Source organism: Spiroplasma eriocheiris, from assembly GCF_001029265.1.
Lineage (GTDB): Bacteria > Bacillota_I > Bacilli_A > Mycoplasmatales > Mycoplasmataceae > Spiroplasma > Spiroplasma eriocheiris.
Map to the genome: position 1 here is coordinate 696,368 of NZ_CP011856.1, position 20,600 is coordinate 716,967.

Sequence of the window (20,600 nt, forward strand, 5' to 3'; positions counted from 1 at the left end):
TTCCCTTCTATTTAATAATATTAATCCCTTTATTAAAATTATTAATAAATGTTTGTAACATTAATTCTTCCCCACTATTACGCGGTTGTTCAAAACGATTGTAATAATAAATATTAATTAATTCTTTTGTTTTACTATTTAATTTATCATAATACTTTTGGTTAATTAAGATGTGGTTAGCTTGGTTAATAATTAAACTTGAACTATAGGTTAACCATTCTTTTTCGGTTTTAATTTTTTCTGTTCATTCATTAAAGTATAAATTATAAATCCGGTTATTTTTATGATAATAAAAGTTAATAACCCCTGTGTTATTTTCGACCGTGTTAATTACAAATAATAATTTATTTGGTAAAAACAGGTTGTTTGGGGAATTAATCGCTTGAAAAGTAATTGGGGTAATTTGGGCTAATAAAATATCATTAATAGTAAATGAGGTTAATGGTTTTTTGAGCACAATTTGGTGTTTAAGATAGCTTTTATTAGTATTATCTAGATCATTAACTAAGCGGTATAATTCTAATTCATAAATTAAATGGAGTTTAATAAGTTTTCGAATTTTTAAAGTTAAGATCACTTGTTCGGCCACACTTAATAACTGATAAAAATTAATAAAAGTTTCATAACAAACCTGGTGATCAATTAAGTTATCTCCAATGTTCATTAACAACGCTTTTAACTGGGGAGTTAATAACTTTGGATTATTTAAATACTCATCACTATGATTTTGACAAAGTAAATAAAAATAATAAGGACAATCCGAGGCGCTTTCTTCTAAGGCTAAAAAGTTATTCTTAATATTTTTAAAAAAATGTTTTTCTTGATAGCGATCAATAAAATAATTTCCTTTAATTAACTCAGGGTTATAAAGGTCATTGCGAACAGTTGGATTTTGACAATCTCTTAAAATACATTCATTTTGTTGTTGTTGATTACGAACATTAGTATAATGTTCTTTTTCTTGGTAAAGATATTGTTCTTTTAACTGAGGGTCACTAATTGCTTGTAAAATTGACAGATATTCATCCCGTTCATGGGGAGTTGCTAATACTAATGGTTTACAACAATCTTGGTATTTTTTCCCACTGAAACAAATGCAATCTTCATTATCCGCAATGGTAAAAATTGGTTTATAGTATTGATGCAAATAATCTAACTGGTCATCATCCAGAAAATAACTCTTTAGTAAAGCATCAAACATTGATCGTTCTTGGCCTTTTAAATTATCATTGAAATGTTTTTCGATTTGATCACTCATTTTGAAACCCCTTTTTCCTAATCATTCATTATATATTATAAACTAAAATTAAGATTTTAATGCTGGTTAACAGGTTTTTTTCTCCCCTATCGGCAAAAAAATCTCCCCTGCCCACTAAAAAAGAGCCTCTTGTAAAAGAGACCCCCAAAGGCAACATATAGATTTTTTAGTACTTATATTGTTTAATGAACTTTATTATTTTAACAAGCATTTTTTACATATAAATAAATTATTTATCCAATACAGACAGCATATTTGACCTTAAATTTTTATACTATTATCATTATTTCTCATCAAAACAATATAATTACTTCTCAATTTTGTAGTCTTGATAGCAAGGTTAAACCTAGAATCAATTATTTATTACATGGACCGTGAATTAATAAGTAATATTTTCCATAGTTTTAACCGTTTCTTCTTAACTACAAATTCATTATATCGCAAATTTTGTAAAATTCATAAAAATATTCAAAAAATTTTAATTTTTTTTATTAATTTTTTATAAAAATATTCAAAATTTTATAAATTTTATGATAATTAAATGTTATTCTTACCTTATCATATTCCAGAATGACTGTCAAATAACTGATAAAATATTTAAAAACACTCACAAGGAGTGGTTATTGTCTTTTTGTTAAATCAATTAACCGCTGTTTTTTCATTCGTAATAGAATAAAGACTGTTTCTACAACGGTTAAAGCTAATAGTGCTAACACCACAATTACAATACTTTGTCATGAAAAAGCAAAGGTAAAGAGGATTCCTGTCATATTAAAGATCAGACGGACAATAATAATTCAGGCACCATACGAGATTAGGAATGGTAATCCGAGACCAATTGCAAAAGCAAAGATATATCAAGCTAAAACATAGGTTAAAACCTTACCATTTGAATATCCCATTGCTTTCATTGTTGCCATAATTATTTTATTTTCTTCAATGGTCATGTTAATTAAAACTACCAAGATAAAGGCCACAATAATAAAGGTAAAGATCGCGGTAATTTCTAATAATAAAATAACATTTCCAAACACTTTTTCTAATGCTTCTTGGACCATTTTTAATGGTGAAATTGTGTTTTGACCATTTAAAATACTCATATTTAACATTGATTTCATCACGAGGGTTGGTTGCGTAGCACCCGGTGGGGTCGCAAAGAACTGATAATTAGCACTCGTAGTTCCTAGTTTAGAAAACATTGTTAAGTAATCTTCAGGTTGGAAACTATTTACGCGACGTGAAATAATAACATTATTTCCAAAATAAGGATGACTATCAAACCACGTATCATCATTAGGATCATTAGGATTATGAATTCCCATTAGATGCCGTAAAGTTTGAATATTCATAAAAATATTTTGGGTAGAAGTATCATTGGTAACATAACCAACAATTTTAACTTTTACTTTTTTCGAATCACTTGGAGTAATTCGTAAGTTTCATTCAAACGGACTATTGATCGGAACTTCCCCACTATATCAAATCCGTTTTGCAACCACAATTGGAATTGGATCAGTTGCCAAGTTAACCGGGGTAAATATCTCATCAATATTACTTGTTTTATCATTAAAATTAAAATAATCTTTAAAATCACTGTTTGGATCTAAGCCGTAGACATCGGCTCTTTTAATTTTAGTATCGGCATTAATTGCATTCGGAGTTAATGCCGAACTTAACATTGATAAGTCTAATTTTTTATCAATTACAAACTTACTAAAAGCAACATTTGGAAGTTGATTAGCTGTTTTGGCACTTTGTAAAAAGGTTGTTAAAGCAACTACTTGGTTAGGCGGAATCATTGTTTTTAAAATATCAATTAGTTGTTTAAACGACCCACTATGAACAGCTTGTTTTAAATAATCCCCGTTCATACAAACATTCATCATTGAACGTTGTAAAATATCTTGAATGTTAGGATCAATAACTTCTTCCTTATCCTGACGATCACGAAAATGAATTGGTAAGTTCTGATTGGCTCATTCATACGAACAGTTAAAGGCACTTCAGTCTAAACTAGTGCTAAGTTCTTGTTGTTCTAACCAGGTGTAGTTTCATTTATCAGGATTATAATCAATTTCTAAGTGTTGGTTTGGTTTAGTTGAGGTTTGATATTGAAATTGCGATGGTAAATTAACAATTTGGGTAACATTATGACCATAACTGCGCATTAAATCGTTAATATAACCATTAAATAAGTCAATCACGTTAAATTCAAATAATAACACCAAACAACCAAATAAGAAAGTTATTAAGACCGTAAACCATTTGGAAATTGATTTTTGAGCAAACGAAGTTGTTAACCGGACCCCAAATGGTAAGAATACTAATGGTTTTCGAACATATTTTACTAGTTGTTTTGCCCGTTTAACTTTTACCCGTTCGCGTTCATTAATTAAATCTAATGGTTTGGTGCGTAAAATAATAATTGTAATTAAATAAGTAATGGCAGCAAAAATGGTTGGAAATCCAATAATAAAGACAACAAAAATAATTCAATTATTATAAACATTATCAAATGGTAGTAAAGCCACCGGTTTGTTTAAAATGGTGAAATAGGCAGATACTCCTAAGGAACCTAAGTAACCAAATAAACAAGCTACAAAAATTGTAATAATAATGGGTACAACAACTCCAAACGATAACTCGGGAGTATGGTATCCTAACGCTTTTAAAATCCCTAAGGTTTTTCGTTGGGATTTAATATCGCGTTTAATAAAGAAATAAACAATGACTAACACCACAATTGAAGCAGCTAAGCAAACAACGGAAAACATAATATAATTTAGTTGAATAAATGTTTGTTGCTGACCAGCTTCCCCAACATCATTATACTGGGTAATAATCTGGTACCAACTGGCGGTAAAATAATTAAAAATTAGTTCATTTAAGTAATTATACGCTTGGTTAAAATCATCTTCAGGCGCAAACTTTAGATAGCCCTGGTAATTATTTGTTAAACTTGGATTATAAGACATGATCTTATTAAAATCATTGTTAGTCATATAGACTAAAGCTGTTTTAACATTCCCACTGCTGGCAAAGTTTCCCGAGGCAGCACCAAAGGTTTGGTACATAATATCACTATAAGCATATCCTTCTCCCATAATTTGGTAATAATTAGGGTTCCCGTCACTATCTTTGCCAATAATAATTCCGTTTCCTAAGCTATAATTCATCTCTTCTAAGAAATAACGGTTAACAATAATTTGCCCATCAGTAATATTATCCGCAGTTACTAAACCTTTATTAATATAGGGAATATTAAGATTAGGATTAGTTCAAATCGCATCGCTTGAATTTTGATAAGCATTCACTAAATGATAATCAATATTATCTACAACTAAGTCTGTACTATTATTCACAACTAAGTCTCACGTTGATAAGTGAAGATCAGGGTTCGCATTAGTTTTAATTAATTTATTAAAACTATAAGATACATAATTACAGTTTAATAATTTAATGTCCCGTAAAAACATCTCTTTTGTTTTGCCCGGTTTAAAAGTTAAGCCATTATCATTGATGAACTTATCAAAAAGTTTATCTAACCCATCATTGCTAGTACTATCAAAACAAACACTTTTATTATTATTTGTTTGGGTAATAAAATTAATTCAGTCAGAAGCAGCTTTATCATTTCCATCAAAATTATCAAACCCTACTCAATCATTGGCAATTTTTGAATAAGTAAAAGTATTTAAGTCTAACTTATTTAAATTAACATGGACATCATAACGCTTAGAGTTAATCACCGCTTGGTTATATAAATGGTCAAGTTGACTATTATAAGTGAACATTCCACCAAAGACAGCAACGGATAAGAGCAGTAAAATAAAAATTGATAAATAATTTAAAATTTTTTTATATAAATTCTGAATTGAATTTTTTATTAATTTTTTAATACATATCCCTCGCCCACTTTTCATAAGTTTCGTTAATAATATTTTAATATAAAAATCCTTATTTTTATAATCTTTTCTAAAATTCTTATTAAAAATAAAAAAAGTCTACCCCGAGACTTTTTTAAATAAACTATTGATGTTTCCCCTTTGCTTGGCTTAAAACTGACGCTGCTAATTCTTTTTCAATTTTTGATGAATTAGGATCAGTTAAAACCTTCGAAGCAAAACTTGCTTCTTCATCCCCAGTATGTTTTTCTGAATTTGACTGTGCTAACGCTGACGCTGCTAATCTTTTGGCAGTTGGTGTCGCATTCGGATCATGTAATACTTTGGCAGCAATGCTTGCTTCATTATGACTTGTTTTTTTATCTGACATAGTCTTTCCTCCTTGTTAATAATTTTATTATATCAATTACTACCAGAAAGAAAAGATATTTTGAATTATAATGCTAAGTCTTTATGGATGACAATTAAATTACCACCATAATAACCACCACCACCGGCGATAATCATCACGGGCATTTGTCACGCAAAATCTAAGGCATGAATTGGTTTTACTTCGGCATAAATTGTACCATGAAAACCAACCGGAATCGATGGATCATTCATATCTGGTAATTCTCCAAAATTGAAGGGTAGATTAAAGAATGAAGTAATAGTAAAATATTTAAAATATTTTAAGAATTTAAATTGGGCATCAATCCCTGACATCTGACTTAAAATGGCACAAATAATAAACCATGTTGATACTCCAATCGCAACTGATAAGGCTGCTCCTGGTTTATTAAAAAAGCCCATAATAACTCAGTTAATTGCTGTTCACAAGAATGATAAAAATAGAAAACTAAAACTTGCTAACACAATATCAACTTGTGCTTGGTGATGAAAATCACGATAAAGAGCCGCAAAGAAGATTAATTGTAAAATTAGCATCACAATATTAACCATCATAATTGATGACAAAATAACAAATAATTTTGAATTTAAAATTGTTCTTCTGGTCATGGGAGTTGTTAACCACGAAGCTAAATAACCCCGATCAGTTTCTTTTACTAGTAAAATATGGATCAGAACAATTCCAAAGGCAAACATTAAAATAAACCCTGGCACACCATACAAAGTAGATGGTAATAAAATTGCCCCGCCTAACTCACTCGAACTTCCGATGCTCCCCGAACTAGATTTGTTAATCGTAATTCCGGGGGCAAAACTATTTAAAATTAGCGCCGGGATTAATAATACAACGAATAAAATAAAGAAAATAATAATTGAAATAATTACACTTTTAAATTGGGCCTTAACAAACTTAAAATTAATCATTGAATTGCACCTCATCTTTATAAAATTTAATAAAATGTTGCTCTAAATTAAAAGGTAATTCTTTAAAGTATTCCAATTGATAATTTGAGACTTCCTTTAAAAATTTATTAACATCCGCATTTTTAACTTCGACTTTAATAATTTTAACCATTTGGTCAGTGCCAATAACTCGTCAGTTAGTTGTGGCAAAATTATTATAGTCATTTAAAGTACTAAATTTTAATTCATAAATTTTATCGGCATTATTTTTGATTTCACGCACATCAACTTCTGAAACAATTTTTCCTTTTTTAATAACAGCTACTTTATCACAAGTACTATCAATTTCGCCAAAAATATGGGAACTCATAAAAATAGTAGCTTCCTCTTTTTGAGCATTTTTAACTAATGTATCAAATTTTTGCTGCATTAATGGGTCTAAACCACTTGTTGGTTCATCTAAAATTAATACTTTTGGCTTATGCATAAATGCCGCAATAATGGCAACTTTTTGCTTCATCCCTTTTGACATTTTTTTTATTTTACGCTTGGGATCAAAATCAAAATATGCAATTAATTTTTCCACATATTTTCAATCAACATTACCTCTAATTTCAGCAATAGTTTTTAAATAATTAATTCCCGTCATGTATTCTGGCAAACTAACTTCGGCGGCTAAATATCCTAAGTTTTCCATAATATTTTTTGTATCTTTTCAAATATCATAACCAAGAATTGTCCCCGTGCCCTGGTCTGATTTGATAAAACCAATCATTTGACGAATTACCGTTGTTTTGCCAGCTCCATTCGGACCGATAAAACCGTAAACTTCCCCTTTTTTAACGGTAATATTAATATCAAAGCACCCAACATTTGGACTGTATCCCTTGGTTACATTTTGCAATGTAATAACATCCATTGTTTTGTCATCCTTTCATAATTATACTGTAATAATCATACCTTAATTTATAAAAAATATAAATCTATCTTTTAGAATTTGATATAATTTAATTGCTAGAATATGGAAGATATTCTATGGTCTTATTTTAAAAAAAAAAAAAAAAGTCAATATTTTTGCTTTTTTATTAACAAATTTAATTAACTAATTAATAAATTTTTATTCCTAAGCAGCAGAATGGTATAATTAGCAAAAATAATAATTGAAAGGAATAATTTAGCGATGTTTTTTAATAGTGTCCTTAGTTCCTTGCCACCAACTGGCTATATTATCTTATTATTAATTTTTGCCGCCGCGGTTGCTTTCTTAGGAAATTTATCGGGAGTTGGAGGTGGTGTTTTACACATCCCCGTCATGGTCTGAGTGTTAACCATCCCAGTCAAAGAAATTAAATTTGTTTCAACAATTCTAGTTTTTGCTAGTGCTTTAATTAGTACTGTTATTAGTGCTATTAAGAAAAAACTAAACTATCCCGTAATCTTAGTGGCGCTACTGGTTGCAATCCCGACTGTTTTCTTTGGGAACTGACTTAATGATAAAATTGATGAACGAATTACGACTATTATCATTGTGGTACTCTTAAGTTATATTTCGATTCAATTAATTATTAACCAGTATTTATTAAAGAAAAAAACCATAGTTCAAAAAGAACTGGTTAAAAAATGGTACCATATTGTTTTAAAAGATAATCCCCCAAAATATTTAAATATTTTTTCCTTAGCAGCAATTTCTTTTATTGCGGCAATGATAACTTCCTTAACAGGAATGGGTGGTGGGGTTATTATTATGCCCTTCTTATTATTGTTTGTGAAGTTAAATATTAAGGATTCAACCCCAATTTCACATTCAATTATTATGATTACCAGTTTATTAGCAATTATTATTGAACCAACAATGGGCAACCATAACTACTTTTTAGATACCCCGGTGATGACAAATGTCTTAGTCCCAATGCTAGTGGGAGCTGTTGGGGGGACAATTGGGGCTATTTTTGTCAAAAAATATTTAAAAAAAGAAAACATTATTTTATGAATTTTAATTATTTTAATTTGAATTTCAATTGTAAAAATGATTGTTGATTTAATTACTGGCTAAAAACAATTTTAAGATATTAATTATTGCGAAGATAAATAGTTACTAGCTTCTAAATCATTAATAATCTGGTTAGCCACAATTAAAAAGTCTTGATAAGAAAAGGTATATCAATTAGTAGTTGGTAGTTGATTTCGAAACCATGTCAACTGCTTTTTTGCATATATTTTGTTAGCATACACCATCTGGTCAATTGCTTGTTGGTAAGTAATTTCACCTTTTAAATAAGCAATAATTTCTTTACACCCAATTATTTTCATACTTTGCTTAGTTTCGTCAAAATGACAATATTCATACGCAGCTGCTACTTCTGCAAATAACCCACGCGCGGTTAGTTTAGCAACCCGAGTTGTAATTCGTTCATGTAGTTCAGTTTTAACAGGATTTAAACCAATAATATAAGGTTCATAATATCATCTGTCTTTGGCATCATCATTAACTGACTTTAGAGTCTTATTTTCTTGGAAATATTGCAAGGCTCGTAAAACACGTTTACGATTATTAAAATGAGTACGTTTAGCTTCTTCTGGATCAGTGCTTTGTAATAATTTCCATAAGGCAAGATTGGAATATTTTTCATATTGTTGGGCAAATTGGGGATCACGTTGATGGTCGTCAAAATGATAATCTTTTAGTAAGGCATTAATATATAAGCCACTGCCCCCAACAACAATTGGGATTTTATGGCGTTGTCAAATTTCATTAATAATTTTACGACCTGCCCGTTGAAAATCACTGATTGAATAATTATCATTTAAATCAAGTGTTGATAATAAATGATGAGGGATGTTTTCTTGTTCAGAGGGCAAAATTTTATTAGTAGCAATATCTAACCCATTAAAAATTTGAGTAGCATCAGCGTTAATACATTCACCATTAATTTTCTTCGCTAACATAATCGACAGGTCAGTTTTTCCACTTGCTGTTGGTCCCACAATAAGAATAATTGGTTTGTTCATTTTCGCCCTCCTTTCTTTTAAATTAATCTCATATATAAATATATCTTATTTTTAATATTTTTTTAAGATTATCATCGTCATTTATTTTGATCTTTAATTAAAAATATCTAAGAAACTTTGTTCTTAGATATTTTTATAAGTAATATATTAATTTAAAAAGCTATTCTAAAAACTAATTAATCCTTTTAATTGGCTTTTAAAATAACCCTAAACCGCTTTAAGTGTCTGGGTGTAGAGTTATTGATTTATATAGCGGTTAATAACCCCAAACACACCTTAACGTTGTATAAAAACGTAGAAACTGTCCTTACGGACAAATTAATTATACTATATTTAATCATAAAAATCAGTAATTTACTTAACAGATGAAATTATGGTACCTAAGGTAATTTTATCATTTGTTAATTTTTCCTGGTGTTGTTGATTTTGATTTTTTTTAAGTTCAATCTCATTTTTCTTCCTTGGCAAGGTACCAAGATTGACATTGTCCAAATTATTTTTAGGAAAAGTATTAATAATCTTTGCAAATTCATTCAATAAATTGGGATGATGATCTCTTAATTTTTGAATAAAAACTTGGTGGGAATTATTAATTATCGTGTCTAAGCTTTTACTCTTTTGTGCATTTACAATGTAATGTTCAAAAATTGACAATATTTTTTGAGCATATTTAACTAATTGTTGATCAATTACCTTTTTTTCAGAGTTAATTTTATTAATATCTTTCATAAAACTTAGATAACCCTCATCAATTAGTTGGGATTTATTAATCAGAACCTGTGGTCAATGACTAAAACAAATTTTAAATGTCTCTAATTCAATAATTTTAGTAATATTATTGATGACAAAATTTAAAAATATCTCCGGAAAAACTTCAGCAGTTTTAATAAGATTGAACATCCCTTGGGATTCTTTTTTATTACTTAGAGATAATATAAATTTTTGATCATCAAAAATCCTATTTTTATAGAACATAACAATATCTTTAAATTGGGTAATTAATTCCTGATCTTTAGGATTATCATCCATCATAAATAATAAAAAATTAATTATTTTAGTAATACTTTCCTGCTCTTGATGCTTGATTTCTAATTTATTTTTTTTAATAATAAAATATTTTCTTTTCATATATTAACCATAAAATTATTTAAAAAAAGTAACAATAAAAATTTAACTTCAAAACAATATTTTGTTTTTTTAAAATATTTGTTGAGATTTTTTCATTTTTTTTCGAATAATTATCTTGCTTAAATAATAAGTGATCTAATACGTTAATATCATTAGCAAATCTATGATCATAATTTTGATGTCACTTGAATAAATAAAAATTGTAAATAATATTGTCTTTTAATTCTTGTAATTGCTGATTAAATATCTGTAGTTTTATACCATTTTCAATAATCTTATGCTTATCTTTTAATAACAAATAATTATATTTATTATTGTTAATCTCTGCTAACACCATTGGATTCTCTAAATAGTATATTAAATTGAATTGGTTATCAATAAAATGTTTTTTACTAACAAGCATATTTATTACATCTAATAATCGTGAATTATTAGCAAATTTATTTAAATTATCAATAATTAGTTCTGCTAATTTATTTATTTTAATTTCCTGGACTAAAAATTCTCTAATCTTTTCATGAGTAGTTTCATTATTGTGATAATTTAACATTAAATTAATAAATGTTGAAGTCTCTATTTCTTGCTTATGAATTAAAGCTTTATATTCTAATCAATTATTATTGATTTTATCTAGCAACATAAAAAATTTAGTAAAGTCTGCAGTTAAATCTAAAAAAACATCAAAATTAGTTTTAAAATCACGGTAAAATTCTTGAAATTTTTCAATTTCTAAATTCATATTTTTTCCTCCACCTAAGAATAACAAGTACCTAACTGTATTCATTTCATAATTAGTAATATGATATCCACAAATATTTTAGTTAACCACATTGTTATTAGCTATTTCTATAAATATTAATATATGAATCTTCTAAACTTGGGAAAGAATCCCTATTGTAATTATTATGTTCTAATATTTTGATAATTTTCTTAAATTCTTCAAATAAACTAGGGTTATTTTCTTGCAATTGCTGAATAAATTTTTGTTGGAGATCAGTAATTTCATTTTTTGATTTTTTGCTATCTACATGAATTTGAATATAATCATTAAAAATTCTCATTATTTCATAGGCGTACTTAGCTAATTTTTCATTTATTTCCTTTTTTTTAGAGTTAATTTTATTAAAATCTTTAACAAAATTTTTTCGGCCTTTATCAATTAGTTGGGATTTATTAATCAAAGCTTGTGGTCAGTGACTAAAGTAAATTTTAAAATTATCTAATTTAATAATTGTATCAATATTTTCAGAAATAACATTATAAAATATGTTAGGAAAATTTTTAGTTGTTTCAAACTCGGAACTTATTTTGTTAATTAAAAATGATTCTAAGTTTTTATTATTAAAGGGTCTCGCTTGATAAAACCTAATAATTTTGCCAAACTCCTCGATTGTTACTTTTTCTTGACTATTAATATTACTCATTCATAATCATAACTGCTGCATTTTTTTAAGATATTCTATCTCTTGGTTCTGCATTTCATTACTAATTTTTTTTAATAATAAACTATTTTCTTTTCATATATTAACCATAAAATTATTTAAAAAAAGTAACAATAAAAATTTGACACATAAAAATAACGATTGTAAATTACTAAAATCTTCTCAAATGTTTTTAAAATCTAGTTCTATTTTATTAAATTGTTTCAATGCTATGCTGTGAAATTTATAAAATGTATCAGAAAATTTTAAATTAAATGGTTTATTTTTGTTCATCAAATAAAAATTATAAATATTATTGTCTAATAACCACTGAAGCTGTGTTTGAGTAGCCTTAAAATCATCATTAAACTTATTAATCTGCTTAGTATCCACTATTAAAGGATAAAATAATTGGTTAGATGCATTATTTTCAATTTCTGCTAATACATCAGAATTTTTTAAAAACTCATATGTTAAAATCATTTTCTCCTTAACATCATCTTTTTGTTTTTTAAGTTCCTCTACTAAAAAAAATAATTTTGAAGAATTATTAGAAAATTTAGTTAAGGCTTCACTAAATTCCTTTTCTAATGCATTTATTTTAATTTCATTAATCAAAAAATTTTTGATTTTTTGATTAATGATCTCACTATTTTTATAATGTAATATTAAATCTATAAAACCAGGAATTTTTAGTTCTCTCTCATAAATTAACTTCTTGTATTGTTCCCAACAATTAGTAATTTTGTTTATTATTTTAAGATAATTATCAAAATCTATTTTAATGTTTTCGTAACTTTGATAACTATTTTTAAAATTTCGATAACTTTCATTAAATTTATCAATTATTGTTTTTTCCATAATTTTTTCTCCTTCAAACTAAATAAAAAGTACCTAATATACTAGGTACTTTTAGTACTCTTTTACATCTTTATTATATTCTTTCCCCACTAAAAAAATAAGTTATTAAAGAATAATTTAAACATTTAATTTGTCTCAATTATTTAAAATTATATTTATTTATAAAGTGTTTTTTGGCATTTTCTAAATGCTCTGTTAATAATTTTTCTGTTGCCACTAAATCTTGCGCTAAAATTGTTTGACAAATCGCAATATGTTCAAACACCGCTTCAATTCGACGTTTACTTTCTACATCATAATTGGTAAAATTTCGTAAATAAGCAAATAAATTAGTTAAGGCTGCATAATAGGTATCAATAATTCTAAAATTAGCTAATTGCAGCATTGTTTTGTTAAAAAGATCATTTGCTTGCGCAATTAATTTTGTATCGGTCAAGTCCACTGCTTTTAGGATGGTAATTAAATTACTAATTTTAGTATGTAACTCTGAATTCATATTTTCAATAATGTAAGTGTAGATCATTAATTCTAAATGATAACGTAATAAATATAACTCATCGATTTCTTTAATTGTAAAGATTTTTAATTGGGCTCCCGCGTTGGGAACAACAGTTAATAAGTTGTCATTTTCTAATAACCGAATAACTTCCCGAATTGGGGTGCGGGATGTTCCATATTGTTGCGCTAATTTTTGCTCACGTAATCTTTCGCCAGGTTGGAATTTACCAGTTAAAATATCATTTAAAATTAAAGCGTATAATTCTAATTTATTATTTTGCTTTGTCATTCCGTTCAATTTCCTCTTCTATTACATTATTAATATAACATAATAATTCACTAATTAAATGAGTTTTTTGCTGAGCACATCATTTTGCTGGTTCTGCGCAAAGATAACATTTCCGCATGGGTAGATTTAATTGCTGACGACTAATTGCTTGCAACTGTTGATCATAAATATCAAAATCTAATAATTGATAAATTTTTGCGCGCATCTCAAAAGTAATTAATAATTGTTTAATGTCCAGATAATTTGCTAATTGTGGTAAAACAATAACGAGATAGTCCCCTGTTTCATCATAAATTTCTTGACTTGTTTGATAATTAATCCCCTCGGTTTGTAAAAAGGCAAACAGTTGGGGTTTAATAATTGTTTGAAAAAAATGGTGATATTGGGGGTGGCACTTATTGGGCCCGGGAATGTTTAAATTTACCGTCAGTAATCCTGCTTGGTATTTACTAACCAATTGTTGTTGGAGAAGATAATGTTGTTCACGGTGTAAAAGAATTTTATTTGTTGGTTTAAAGTCTAACATATTAGTCTAAAACATACGGTTTTACTTTGTAAATAATATCAATCACACTACCATCTCGATATTCAACAATAGCCACAGGATGGTTTTTATCATATTCAATCATTTGAGGTTCACCAATAATGGCATACGCTTCATCGCGTAGTTGATCAATCGTTTTTAACTCAACTCCAGCTTTTGTTAAAATTTCAATTAAATCTTGACGTAAAGGGTTTACAACAATTCCCGTTTCAGTTACCACAACATCAACAGTATGACCAGGAGTAACTACTGTTTGAACTTTTGTAGTAATTGATGGAATCCGTCCACGAATTAAGGGCACCGCTACAATTGAAATATCATTACCATAAGCAACATCCGAGTGCCCCCCAGAAGCACCCCTAATGTAACCATCCGCTCCCGTTAAGACATTAATATCAAAATTAACATCAACTTCTAGGGCACTTAGGATTCCATAGTCTAACTTATCAGTCGCACAACCTTTAGTGTGAGGATTAGCATAAAACGAAGCTGACATTTCCAAATGATTTTCATTCTCTTTAATTGATTTAGCTGCCACCAGATCAAAACATTGGACATCTAATAATTTATTAACAAGACCTGCTTCTAAAAATTTAACATGTTCGCCAATGATCCCCCCTAAAAAGAAACCAGCAGTAATATTACGTTTAATCATTTCTTCACGTAACATAATTAAAGAAGACTGACTTGCTCCCCCCGTTCCTGTTTGATAAGAAAACCCATTTTTAAAACCAGGAGTATTGGTAATAACCTTCACAATATTTTGAGCAATTTTAATTTCTTTCGGACTAAAAGTAGTATGGATTTCTCCCGATGAGATTTTTGAAGTATCTCCGATTTCATCTACTTTAACAACATAATCCACATTCGTTTGGGGAATTGAAATCGGACTATTCGGATATGGCACTAAGGTATCCGTAATAATAATTACTTTATCAGCATGTTGGGCATCAACCATCGGATAGCCAAGCGCCCCAACGCTGGATTGGCCATGTGATCCATTTGCATTCCCCATTTCATCACTAGTAGAAGCTGCTAAAAAAGCAACATTAATATGTGATTCTCCACTTTCAATGGCACGAGCCCGTCCTCCATGCGAACGAATGATTGCTGGTTGGGGTAAAATTCCTTCGGAAATGGCATCACCTAGTTTTCCCCGTAATGCTGAACCTTCTAACCCAGTCACCACCCCTGATTTAATATAGTCAATTAAACAATCATGTGCTTTGGTAAAAGAAGAAGCTGAAATTGTTAAATTTTTAATTTTTAATTTTTCAATAATTTTTAAAACTTGCGCAACTGTTTTATCCCCGTGGCGAAAATGGTGATGAAAAGAAATTGTCATCCCGTCTTTTAACCCAGCGTTAAGAATTGCTTCTTCTAAGGAAGCAACAAGTTTAGTTTTCCGTTTTCCATAATTTGGTAGCTCACTTTGATGATTAATAAATTTTGAAGGATGACTTTTTGTTGAATCATAACTTTCATAATGGTGGTTTTTATTAATTTGTTTTAACTGTTCGTCATTTAAATATTTAGCCATAATATCCTCCTCTTAGTCTTCCAGCGGGCTTTTCACATTTGCCATTTGTAAAATAATTTCGGCATTGTCAATAAATGGTTTATCAATCATTTGACCATCAATCGCAAAAACCCCTTTTTGTTCTTTTGTAAATTCTTTATAAGCAGTTAAAATTTTTAAAGCATTTTTAATTTCTTTTTCACTTGGTGAAAAAACTTTATTAATAATTTCAATTTGGTTAGGATGTATTGCTGATTTTCCACTAAAACCAAGTTCGCGAACAAACAGTGCTTCTTGTTCTAAACCTACCAAGTCAGTGGTATTACCAAAGATACAGTCAAAGGCATCAACTTTTGCTGCCCGCGCAGCATGAACGATCATTTGGCGAGCAAATAATAATTCATGGCGGTCTTTTGTCTTAACTGCTTTTAAATCAAACAGATAGTCCACACCACCTAGGGCAATTCCTTCCACCCGTGGTGAAGCAGTTGCAATCTCATAAGCATTTAAAACTCCTTTCGCACTTTCAATGGCACAAAATAAAGTTATCTTTTCTTTTCTGCCAATTGTTTGTTCAATTTTTTCAATATCCTGAACAACTTTAATAACATCATCTTTGGTTTCTACTTTAGGTAAACGAATCATATTAACATTTGAACGAACAATTGTTTCTAAATCCTCTTGATAAAATTCAGTATCCCAACCGTTAATGCGGACTGCTGTTTCAATTCCATATTGATTATAGGCAAAGAAATCTAACATTCTTTTGGTTAGTTGGCGTGCGGCATCTTTTTCATGAATATGAATGGAATCTTCCAAATCAAACATTACTGTATCAGGATGAAAAGCAATCACATCTTTAAACATTCCCGGATTATTTCCTGGGACAAATAACATATTTCTTCTAATTTTTTTCATTTTTCTGATCCCTTTCTAATAGCGAATAACACTTTCTGTTGCCCGTTCTAAGGCTGTAATAATTCTAGCAACTAATACTTCATCAATTGCTCTCTGGTCTTGGATGACAAGATTACAATTTTTAACTTGTAAATTTGCTAAAGTTGTTAAAGCAATTCTTTTTATTTGTTGTCCAAACTGACAAATAAATGGTGAATTAATTGTTAAATTAATTTTTTGGTCATTATTTGGTTCAATAGTAACTAAAACATCACTTGATTCTAACGAACCCGCAGTTGCCATTTTTTTAATTTCCATTTTGGTCATCCCTTTCTTGCATAATAGTTTCTAATTTATTGACATATTGTTTTGCTAATTTTGCAATATCTTCATCGCGGTCATTGTCACTTGCGCCTCCTAATTTTCCGGTAATTCCTACCGCTAAAACTCCTGCTTTAAAATATGCTCCCATATTTTCTAAACTAATTCCTCCCGTTGCCAAAATTTTGAAATTAGGAAAGGGATTAGCAATTAATTGTAAAGCTTCAGGTGGTGAAGACACTGCCGGATAAAATTTTAATAACTGCGCGCCGGCCTGATATGCTTGATACATCTCATTGACTGTCATTACTCCTGGGACATATAAAATATCATTTTTTAAAGATCATTTTAAAATTTCAGGCGAATAAACTGGTGATACTAAATATTGTGCTCCTGCTTTGATTGCTTCTTGCGCTTCTTTTAAGGTTAAAACTGTTCCCGCGCCAATAATTGCAGTGGGAAATTCTGCGCGAGCTTGGTTAATAACTTCATAAGCTTACGGAACTGTTAAAGTTACTTCAACAAATTTGAAACCATTCGCAACAGTATTTTTAATTACACGATAAGCATTTTGACGAGTATTTGTTCGAACAATAACTGATAGTGGATATTTAATTAATGTGGTAATATGTTCAGTAATTTTTTTCATGGTGGTTTTCCTCTCTTAATTATTAATTAATTGTGCTAAGAATAATGTAATCACGCAAAGATCAGCACAACCTCCTGGTGAAATTTTTTGTTGTTGATATGACAGATTATGTTCTAAAATAATTTCATAAAAATTTTGTCAACCACTTGTTGCTAAAATTTCTAATCATTCTTGTGCTTTATTAGCAATTTTCATACTTTGTTGATACCCTACTTTAACAATTAAGGTCGTGTCCTTAATTTTACTTAAATAAAAAACTAATAATAATAAACTATAATCTTCATCAGACAGTTCGGGATATTGCTTTTGATAGTGCTTTAAAAATGGTAAACCTTCTTCAAAAACAACTCGATAACCAGTAAGTGCTAACCCCCGCGCACCAGTAATATTATGGAGCTGGTATAATTTTTCTCCATAAGTTTGTCCAGTAAAATTTTCAAAATCTTTTTGCAAGGATACTGTTAATGTTTTAATTAAACTACTTCACTTATTAAACGGAATTTGATAATGCATTCCATAACAACTTATATAAAAGATAATTCCAAAAGCAAATATTAATCCTTTATGAGTATTAATATTGTTAGTAGCACTTAACATCCGTGCTTCTTGATAACATCCTAATTTTCGCAAGGTTGCAAAATCTAGTTCCGGATTAGTTAACACTAAATTAATAATGTCATTAAAATAGAATTTAAAAGTTTTACTAGATTTAATAAATGTTTTAATATTCATATCCTGATGACATCCAGCATCTTTTTTAGAAACTAGACCAAACGAAGGATAACTATTTGCTTCGGTAGTAATACATTCAATAGCTCACGTGATTAATTTGTTTCACTGTTGATAATAAGATTGATAATTTTTTTTTTTTTTCGAATTAATAATTAAATTTGTTATCATCTTGTTGGTTCCTTTCTCTTATCCTGTAATTTCCGCTTGGGTAAAGACTAAAAAGATTGGAGCGGCGACAATTAAGACAATCCCTCCGCCAATCCGACAAGTAATTTGTGAATAAGGTAAGAGGTCCATTCGTTTTGCCGCACCTAAGACAGCAAGCGAACCAGCTTCTCCTTGTGCCCCCATACAACAACCAGCGGCAATCATACTTTCTAGGGTGTAAAACTTAATTAAATTAGCTAGTAACATTGGCCCAAGAATTAAAGCAACATCCATTAATAAAATTAAAATAATATATTCTCAGTGGGTAAATAACGAAGCAAATTTATTTAAATCAGTCATACATAAACCAACTCCAGCCATTAAGAACCATGTAAATTGTTTTGAAAAGAATTTATTTAAAACATTACATCCGGCTTTTAATTCTTTGGGTAAAATATTTAGTAAATTAATTAATAATGAAATAACAACTGCTCATGCAAAAGCATTAATTTCAACTCCCGATGATTTTTTAATTTCTACTTCAATAAATTTACAAAAAACATAAATTACCACACAAAGAGCTAATCCCGCTGCAATACTTCGGTGCGATGGGTCAATTTTTTCATCGCGAATATGAACTTCTTTTTTTACTAATTTTCCGTTTCCACTTAAGGTTGGTGATTTAGATAAGCTAGCAGTTAAAATTGCCGCAATAATAATAACAAAAATATTACTTACACTACTTACTGCTAAAGCAAAACTCATATAGTCTCCCTGGGGCATGTAACCATATGATTGACTCATTGCCGATAATGGTTGAACACCTCCCCCGTTACCATCGGATAAGAGTGGTAACATAATTTGTAACACCGTTTGGTGGTTTGGTAATCCCATTAAGTTTCCAAAACCTCAACCAAATAAGACTGCTAACCCCGTTCCTGAAATTAACAAGACCATAAAGCCACCAAATGATCGCAAGATCAATTGGCGCGGAATTGTTAAGATTGAACCAACAATTAGCACATTAATATATAAATTTAAAAAACCTCCTTTTGAGAATCATGCTTTGACCGCACTAACAATTTCGGGAGGAAAAGCATTGAAGGTTCCTAAAAAGGCACCAAGGAAAAAGACCCCCATCGTTCCCCCACCAACAAATGTTTTTCAAATTGGTAAACGGTTAAAAAATTCACCGCCAATGATGGCGATCACAAATAAGACTGCCATTGCTCCCATAGCTTCTGCTGGTAAAGTTTTAGTATAAATAGCAACTAGCGTTGCTGCTAACATTAAAATATATAAGTAAAAAGGAATCCCAAATAACTTAAATTTAATAAAATCTTTTCAAGTTAAGTATTTTAAATTATGAAGGTTTTTATAATAATTATTAAAAGTTGTTTTTAAATTATTTTTAAGATGTTGTTGCTTTTCATATAAATTAACTTGCCATGGTTGATAACTTAAATTATTTTCTGCCACTATGGTAAATGGCAATTGGTGTTTTTGATGAACAAGATCTTTTTTGACCAGTTCATCTGTTGTAATTTGTATAGTATTGTTAAGTTCTTGGGTTTGGGTCATTAATTGCTGATGATATATTTTTTTATCAAAGTGACAATTAATTTTTTGCCGTCCTGTTGTTTCAAATTTGGTAACATTTTTTTGTAACGTATCTTGAAAATTATTAAGATCTCAATCATAATCTTCCATTTTTTCTTGATATCATTTTTCTAATTCTTGTAATTTAATCTCAAACCGTTTTTGAAATTCAGTTTGGTTTTTTTGGTGTGCTTGTAAAAGCATACTTTTTTTATGTTCAAAATTATTATTAATTTTTTGTTTTTGATAATTAGCTTGGGGCTGTGCTAACTTTTCTTTTCACTGCGTATTGTATAATTCCCCTTTGGTAAGGTATCATTTTTGATCAGCTGTTTTTTTTCTTGGCAACCCATAACTCTAACTTTTCTTTTTCAAGTTGATATTTTTTGGTTGTTTGTTCCTTTTGATTTGCTAGTTTGGTTTGATAACTAGTAATTCGTAACGCATTGCCTGATTGTTTACTCGCAACCTTTTGCGCTAACTGCGTGAGCTCTGTTTCACGCGATAAACTTCTTTCCATAAGTCCTCCT

20 protein-coding genes are annotated in these 20,600 nt (G+C 29.3%); 1 reads left to right on the forward strand and 19 read right to left on the reverse strand.

Features of this window, described 5'->3' with window-relative positions; all coding sequences use genetic code 4:
• Positions 1 to 7: 7 nt before the first annotated feature.
• From SERIO_RS03125 to SERIO_RS03145, 5 genes are all read right to left on the reverse strand, one after another.
• The gene (locus tag SERIO_RS03125) at positions 8 to 1,258 is read right to left on the reverse strand and encodes a hypothetical protein (RefSeq protein WP_047791437.1); all 1,251 of its coding nucleotides are present in this window, start codon (positions 1,256 to 1,258) and stop codon (positions 8 to 10) included.
• A gap of 620 nt (positions 1,259 to 1,878) precedes the next feature.
• Positions 1,879 to 5,181 carry an ABC transporter permease gene (locus SERIO_RS03130; RefSeq protein WP_047791438.1) on the reverse strand — a complete coding sequence of 1,101 codons (3,303 nt, stop codon included), beginning with the start codon at positions 5,179 to 5,181 and terminating at the stop codon, positions 1,879 to 1,881.
• A gap of 106 nt (positions 5,182 to 5,287) precedes the next feature.
• The gene (locus SERIO_RS03135) at positions 5,288 to 5,533 is read right to left on the reverse strand and encodes a hypothetical protein (RefSeq protein ID WP_047791439.1); all 246 of its coding nucleotides are present in this window, start codon (positions 5,531 to 5,533) and stop codon (positions 5,288 to 5,290) included.
• Between the two features lie 65 nt (positions 5,534 to 5,598).
• Entirely contained in the window at positions 5,599 to 6,477 is an 879-nt protein-coding gene (locus tag SERIO_RS03140) for a hypothetical protein (protein WP_047791440.1), read from the reverse strand.
• Complete coding sequence (locus SERIO_RS03145; RefSeq protein ID WP_047791441.1) at positions 6,470 to 7,375, reverse strand: ABC transporter ATP-binding protein; 906 nt, start codon at positions 7,373 to 7,375, stop codon at positions 6,470 to 6,472. Before SERIO_RS03145 ends, SERIO_RS03140 begins: the two co-directional genes overlap by 8 nt.
• Before the next feature lie 261 nt (positions 7,376 to 7,636).
• On the opposite strand from SERIO_RS03145, the gene SERIO_RS03150 reads away from it, so the two are divergent.
• Positions 7,637 to 8,509, forward strand: a complete 873-nt coding sequence (locus SERIO_RS03150; RefSeq protein WP_047791442.1) for a sulfite exporter TauE/SafE family protein — start codon at positions 7,637 to 7,639, stop codon at positions 8,507 to 8,509.
• Positions 8,510 to 8,529: 20 nt separating this feature from the next.
• On the opposite strand, the gene miaA is transcribed toward SERIO_RS03150, so the two are convergent.
• From miaA to SERIO_RS06565, 14 genes are all read right to left on the reverse strand, one after another.
• Positions 8,530 to 9,465, reverse strand: coding sequence for a tRNA (adenosine(37)-N6)-dimethylallyltransferase MiaA (miaA, locus tag SERIO_RS03155; protein WP_047791443.1), 936 nt, complete (start codon positions 9,463 to 9,465; stop codon positions 8,530 to 8,532).
• A 354-nt stretch (positions 9,466 to 9,819) separates the two neighbouring features.
• A complete protein-coding gene (locus SERIO_RS03160) occupies positions 9,820 to 10,593 on the reverse strand; it encodes a hypothetical protein (protein WP_047791444.1) in 774 nt (257 codons plus the stop codon).
• A gap of 19 nt (positions 10,594 to 10,612) precedes the next feature.
• Positions 10,613 to 11,332 (reverse strand): hypothetical protein, encoded by a 720-nt coding sequence (locus SERIO_RS03165; RefSeq protein WP_047791445.1) that lies wholly within the window; start codon positions 11,330 to 11,332, stop codon positions 10,613 to 10,615.
• A 97-nt stretch (positions 11,333 to 11,429) separates the two neighbouring features.
• Entirely contained in the window at positions 11,430 to 12,875 is a 1,446-nt protein-coding gene (locus SERIO_RS03170; RefSeq protein WP_047791446.1) for a hypothetical protein, read from the reverse strand.
• A gap of 139 nt (positions 12,876 to 13,014) precedes the next feature.
• On the reverse strand, positions 13,015 to 13,662 hold the full coding sequence (locus tag SERIO_RS06290; RefSeq protein WP_053040829.1) for a GntR family transcriptional regulator: 648 nt from the start codon (positions 13,660 to 13,662) through the stop codon (positions 13,015 to 13,017).
• Positions 13,646 to 14,188: a citrate lyase holo-[acyl-carrier protein] synthase gene (gene citX, locus SERIO_RS03180; protein WP_047791447.1), complete on the reverse strand. Its 543-nt coding sequence runs from the start codon at positions 14,186 to 14,188 to the stop codon at positions 13,646 to 13,648. The genes SERIO_RS06290 and citX overlap by 17 nt, the downstream gene beginning before the upstream one ends.
• Before the next feature lies 1 nt (position 14,189).
• Positions 14,190 to 15,746, reverse strand: a complete 1,557-nt coding sequence (citF, locus tag SERIO_RS03185) for a citrate lyase subunit alpha (protein WP_047791448.1) — start codon at positions 15,744 to 15,746, stop codon at positions 14,190 to 14,192.
• 12 nt (positions 15,747 to 15,758) lie between these two features.
• A complete protein-coding gene (locus tag SERIO_RS03190) occupies positions 15,759 to 16,643 on the reverse strand; it encodes an HpcH/HpaI aldolase/citrate lyase family protein (RefSeq protein ID WP_047791449.1) in 885 nt (294 codons plus the stop codon).
• 15 nt (positions 16,644 to 16,658) lie between these two features.
• Positions 16,659 to 16,940 carry a citrate lyase acyl carrier protein gene (citD, locus tag SERIO_RS03195; RefSeq protein WP_047791450.1) on the reverse strand — a complete coding sequence of 94 codons (282 nt, stop codon included), beginning with the start codon at positions 16,938 to 16,940 and terminating at the stop codon, positions 16,659 to 16,661.
• Positions 16,930 to 17,427 (reverse strand): bifunctional 4-hydroxy-2-oxoglutarate aldolase/2-dehydro-3-deoxy-phosphogluconate aldolase, encoded by a 498-nt coding sequence (locus SERIO_RS06655; protein WP_201773606.1) that lies wholly within the window; start codon positions 17,425 to 17,427, stop codon positions 16,930 to 16,932. Before SERIO_RS06655 ends, citD begins: the two co-directional genes overlap by 11 nt.
• A 12-nt stretch (positions 17,428 to 17,439) precedes the next feature.
• Positions 17,440 to 17,592 (reverse strand): beta/alpha barrel domain-containing protein, encoded by a 153-nt coding sequence (locus tag SERIO_RS06560; protein ID WP_158500491.1) that lies wholly within the window; start codon positions 17,590 to 17,592, stop codon positions 17,440 to 17,442.
• Between the two features lie 15 nt (positions 17,593 to 17,607).
• Positions 17,608 to 18,492 carry a triphosphoribosyl-dephospho-CoA synthase gene (locus SERIO_RS03205; protein ID WP_047791452.1) on the reverse strand — a complete coding sequence of 295 codons (885 nt, stop codon included), beginning with the start codon at positions 18,490 to 18,492 and terminating at the stop codon, positions 17,608 to 17,610.
• An 18-nt stretch (positions 18,493 to 18,510) separates the two neighbouring features.
• Positions 18,511 to 20,418, reverse strand: coding sequence for a 2-hydroxycarboxylate transporter family protein (locus SERIO_RS03210; protein WP_148553428.1), 1,908 nt, complete (start codon positions 20,416 to 20,418; stop codon positions 18,511 to 18,513).
• Entirely contained in the window at positions 20,321 to 20,590 is a 270-nt protein-coding gene (locus SERIO_RS06565) for a hypothetical protein (protein ID WP_047791454.1), read from the reverse strand. The genes SERIO_RS03210 and SERIO_RS06565 overlap by 98 nt, the downstream gene beginning before the upstream one ends.
• Between the last annotated feature and the right edge of the window lie 10 nt (positions 20,591 to 20,600).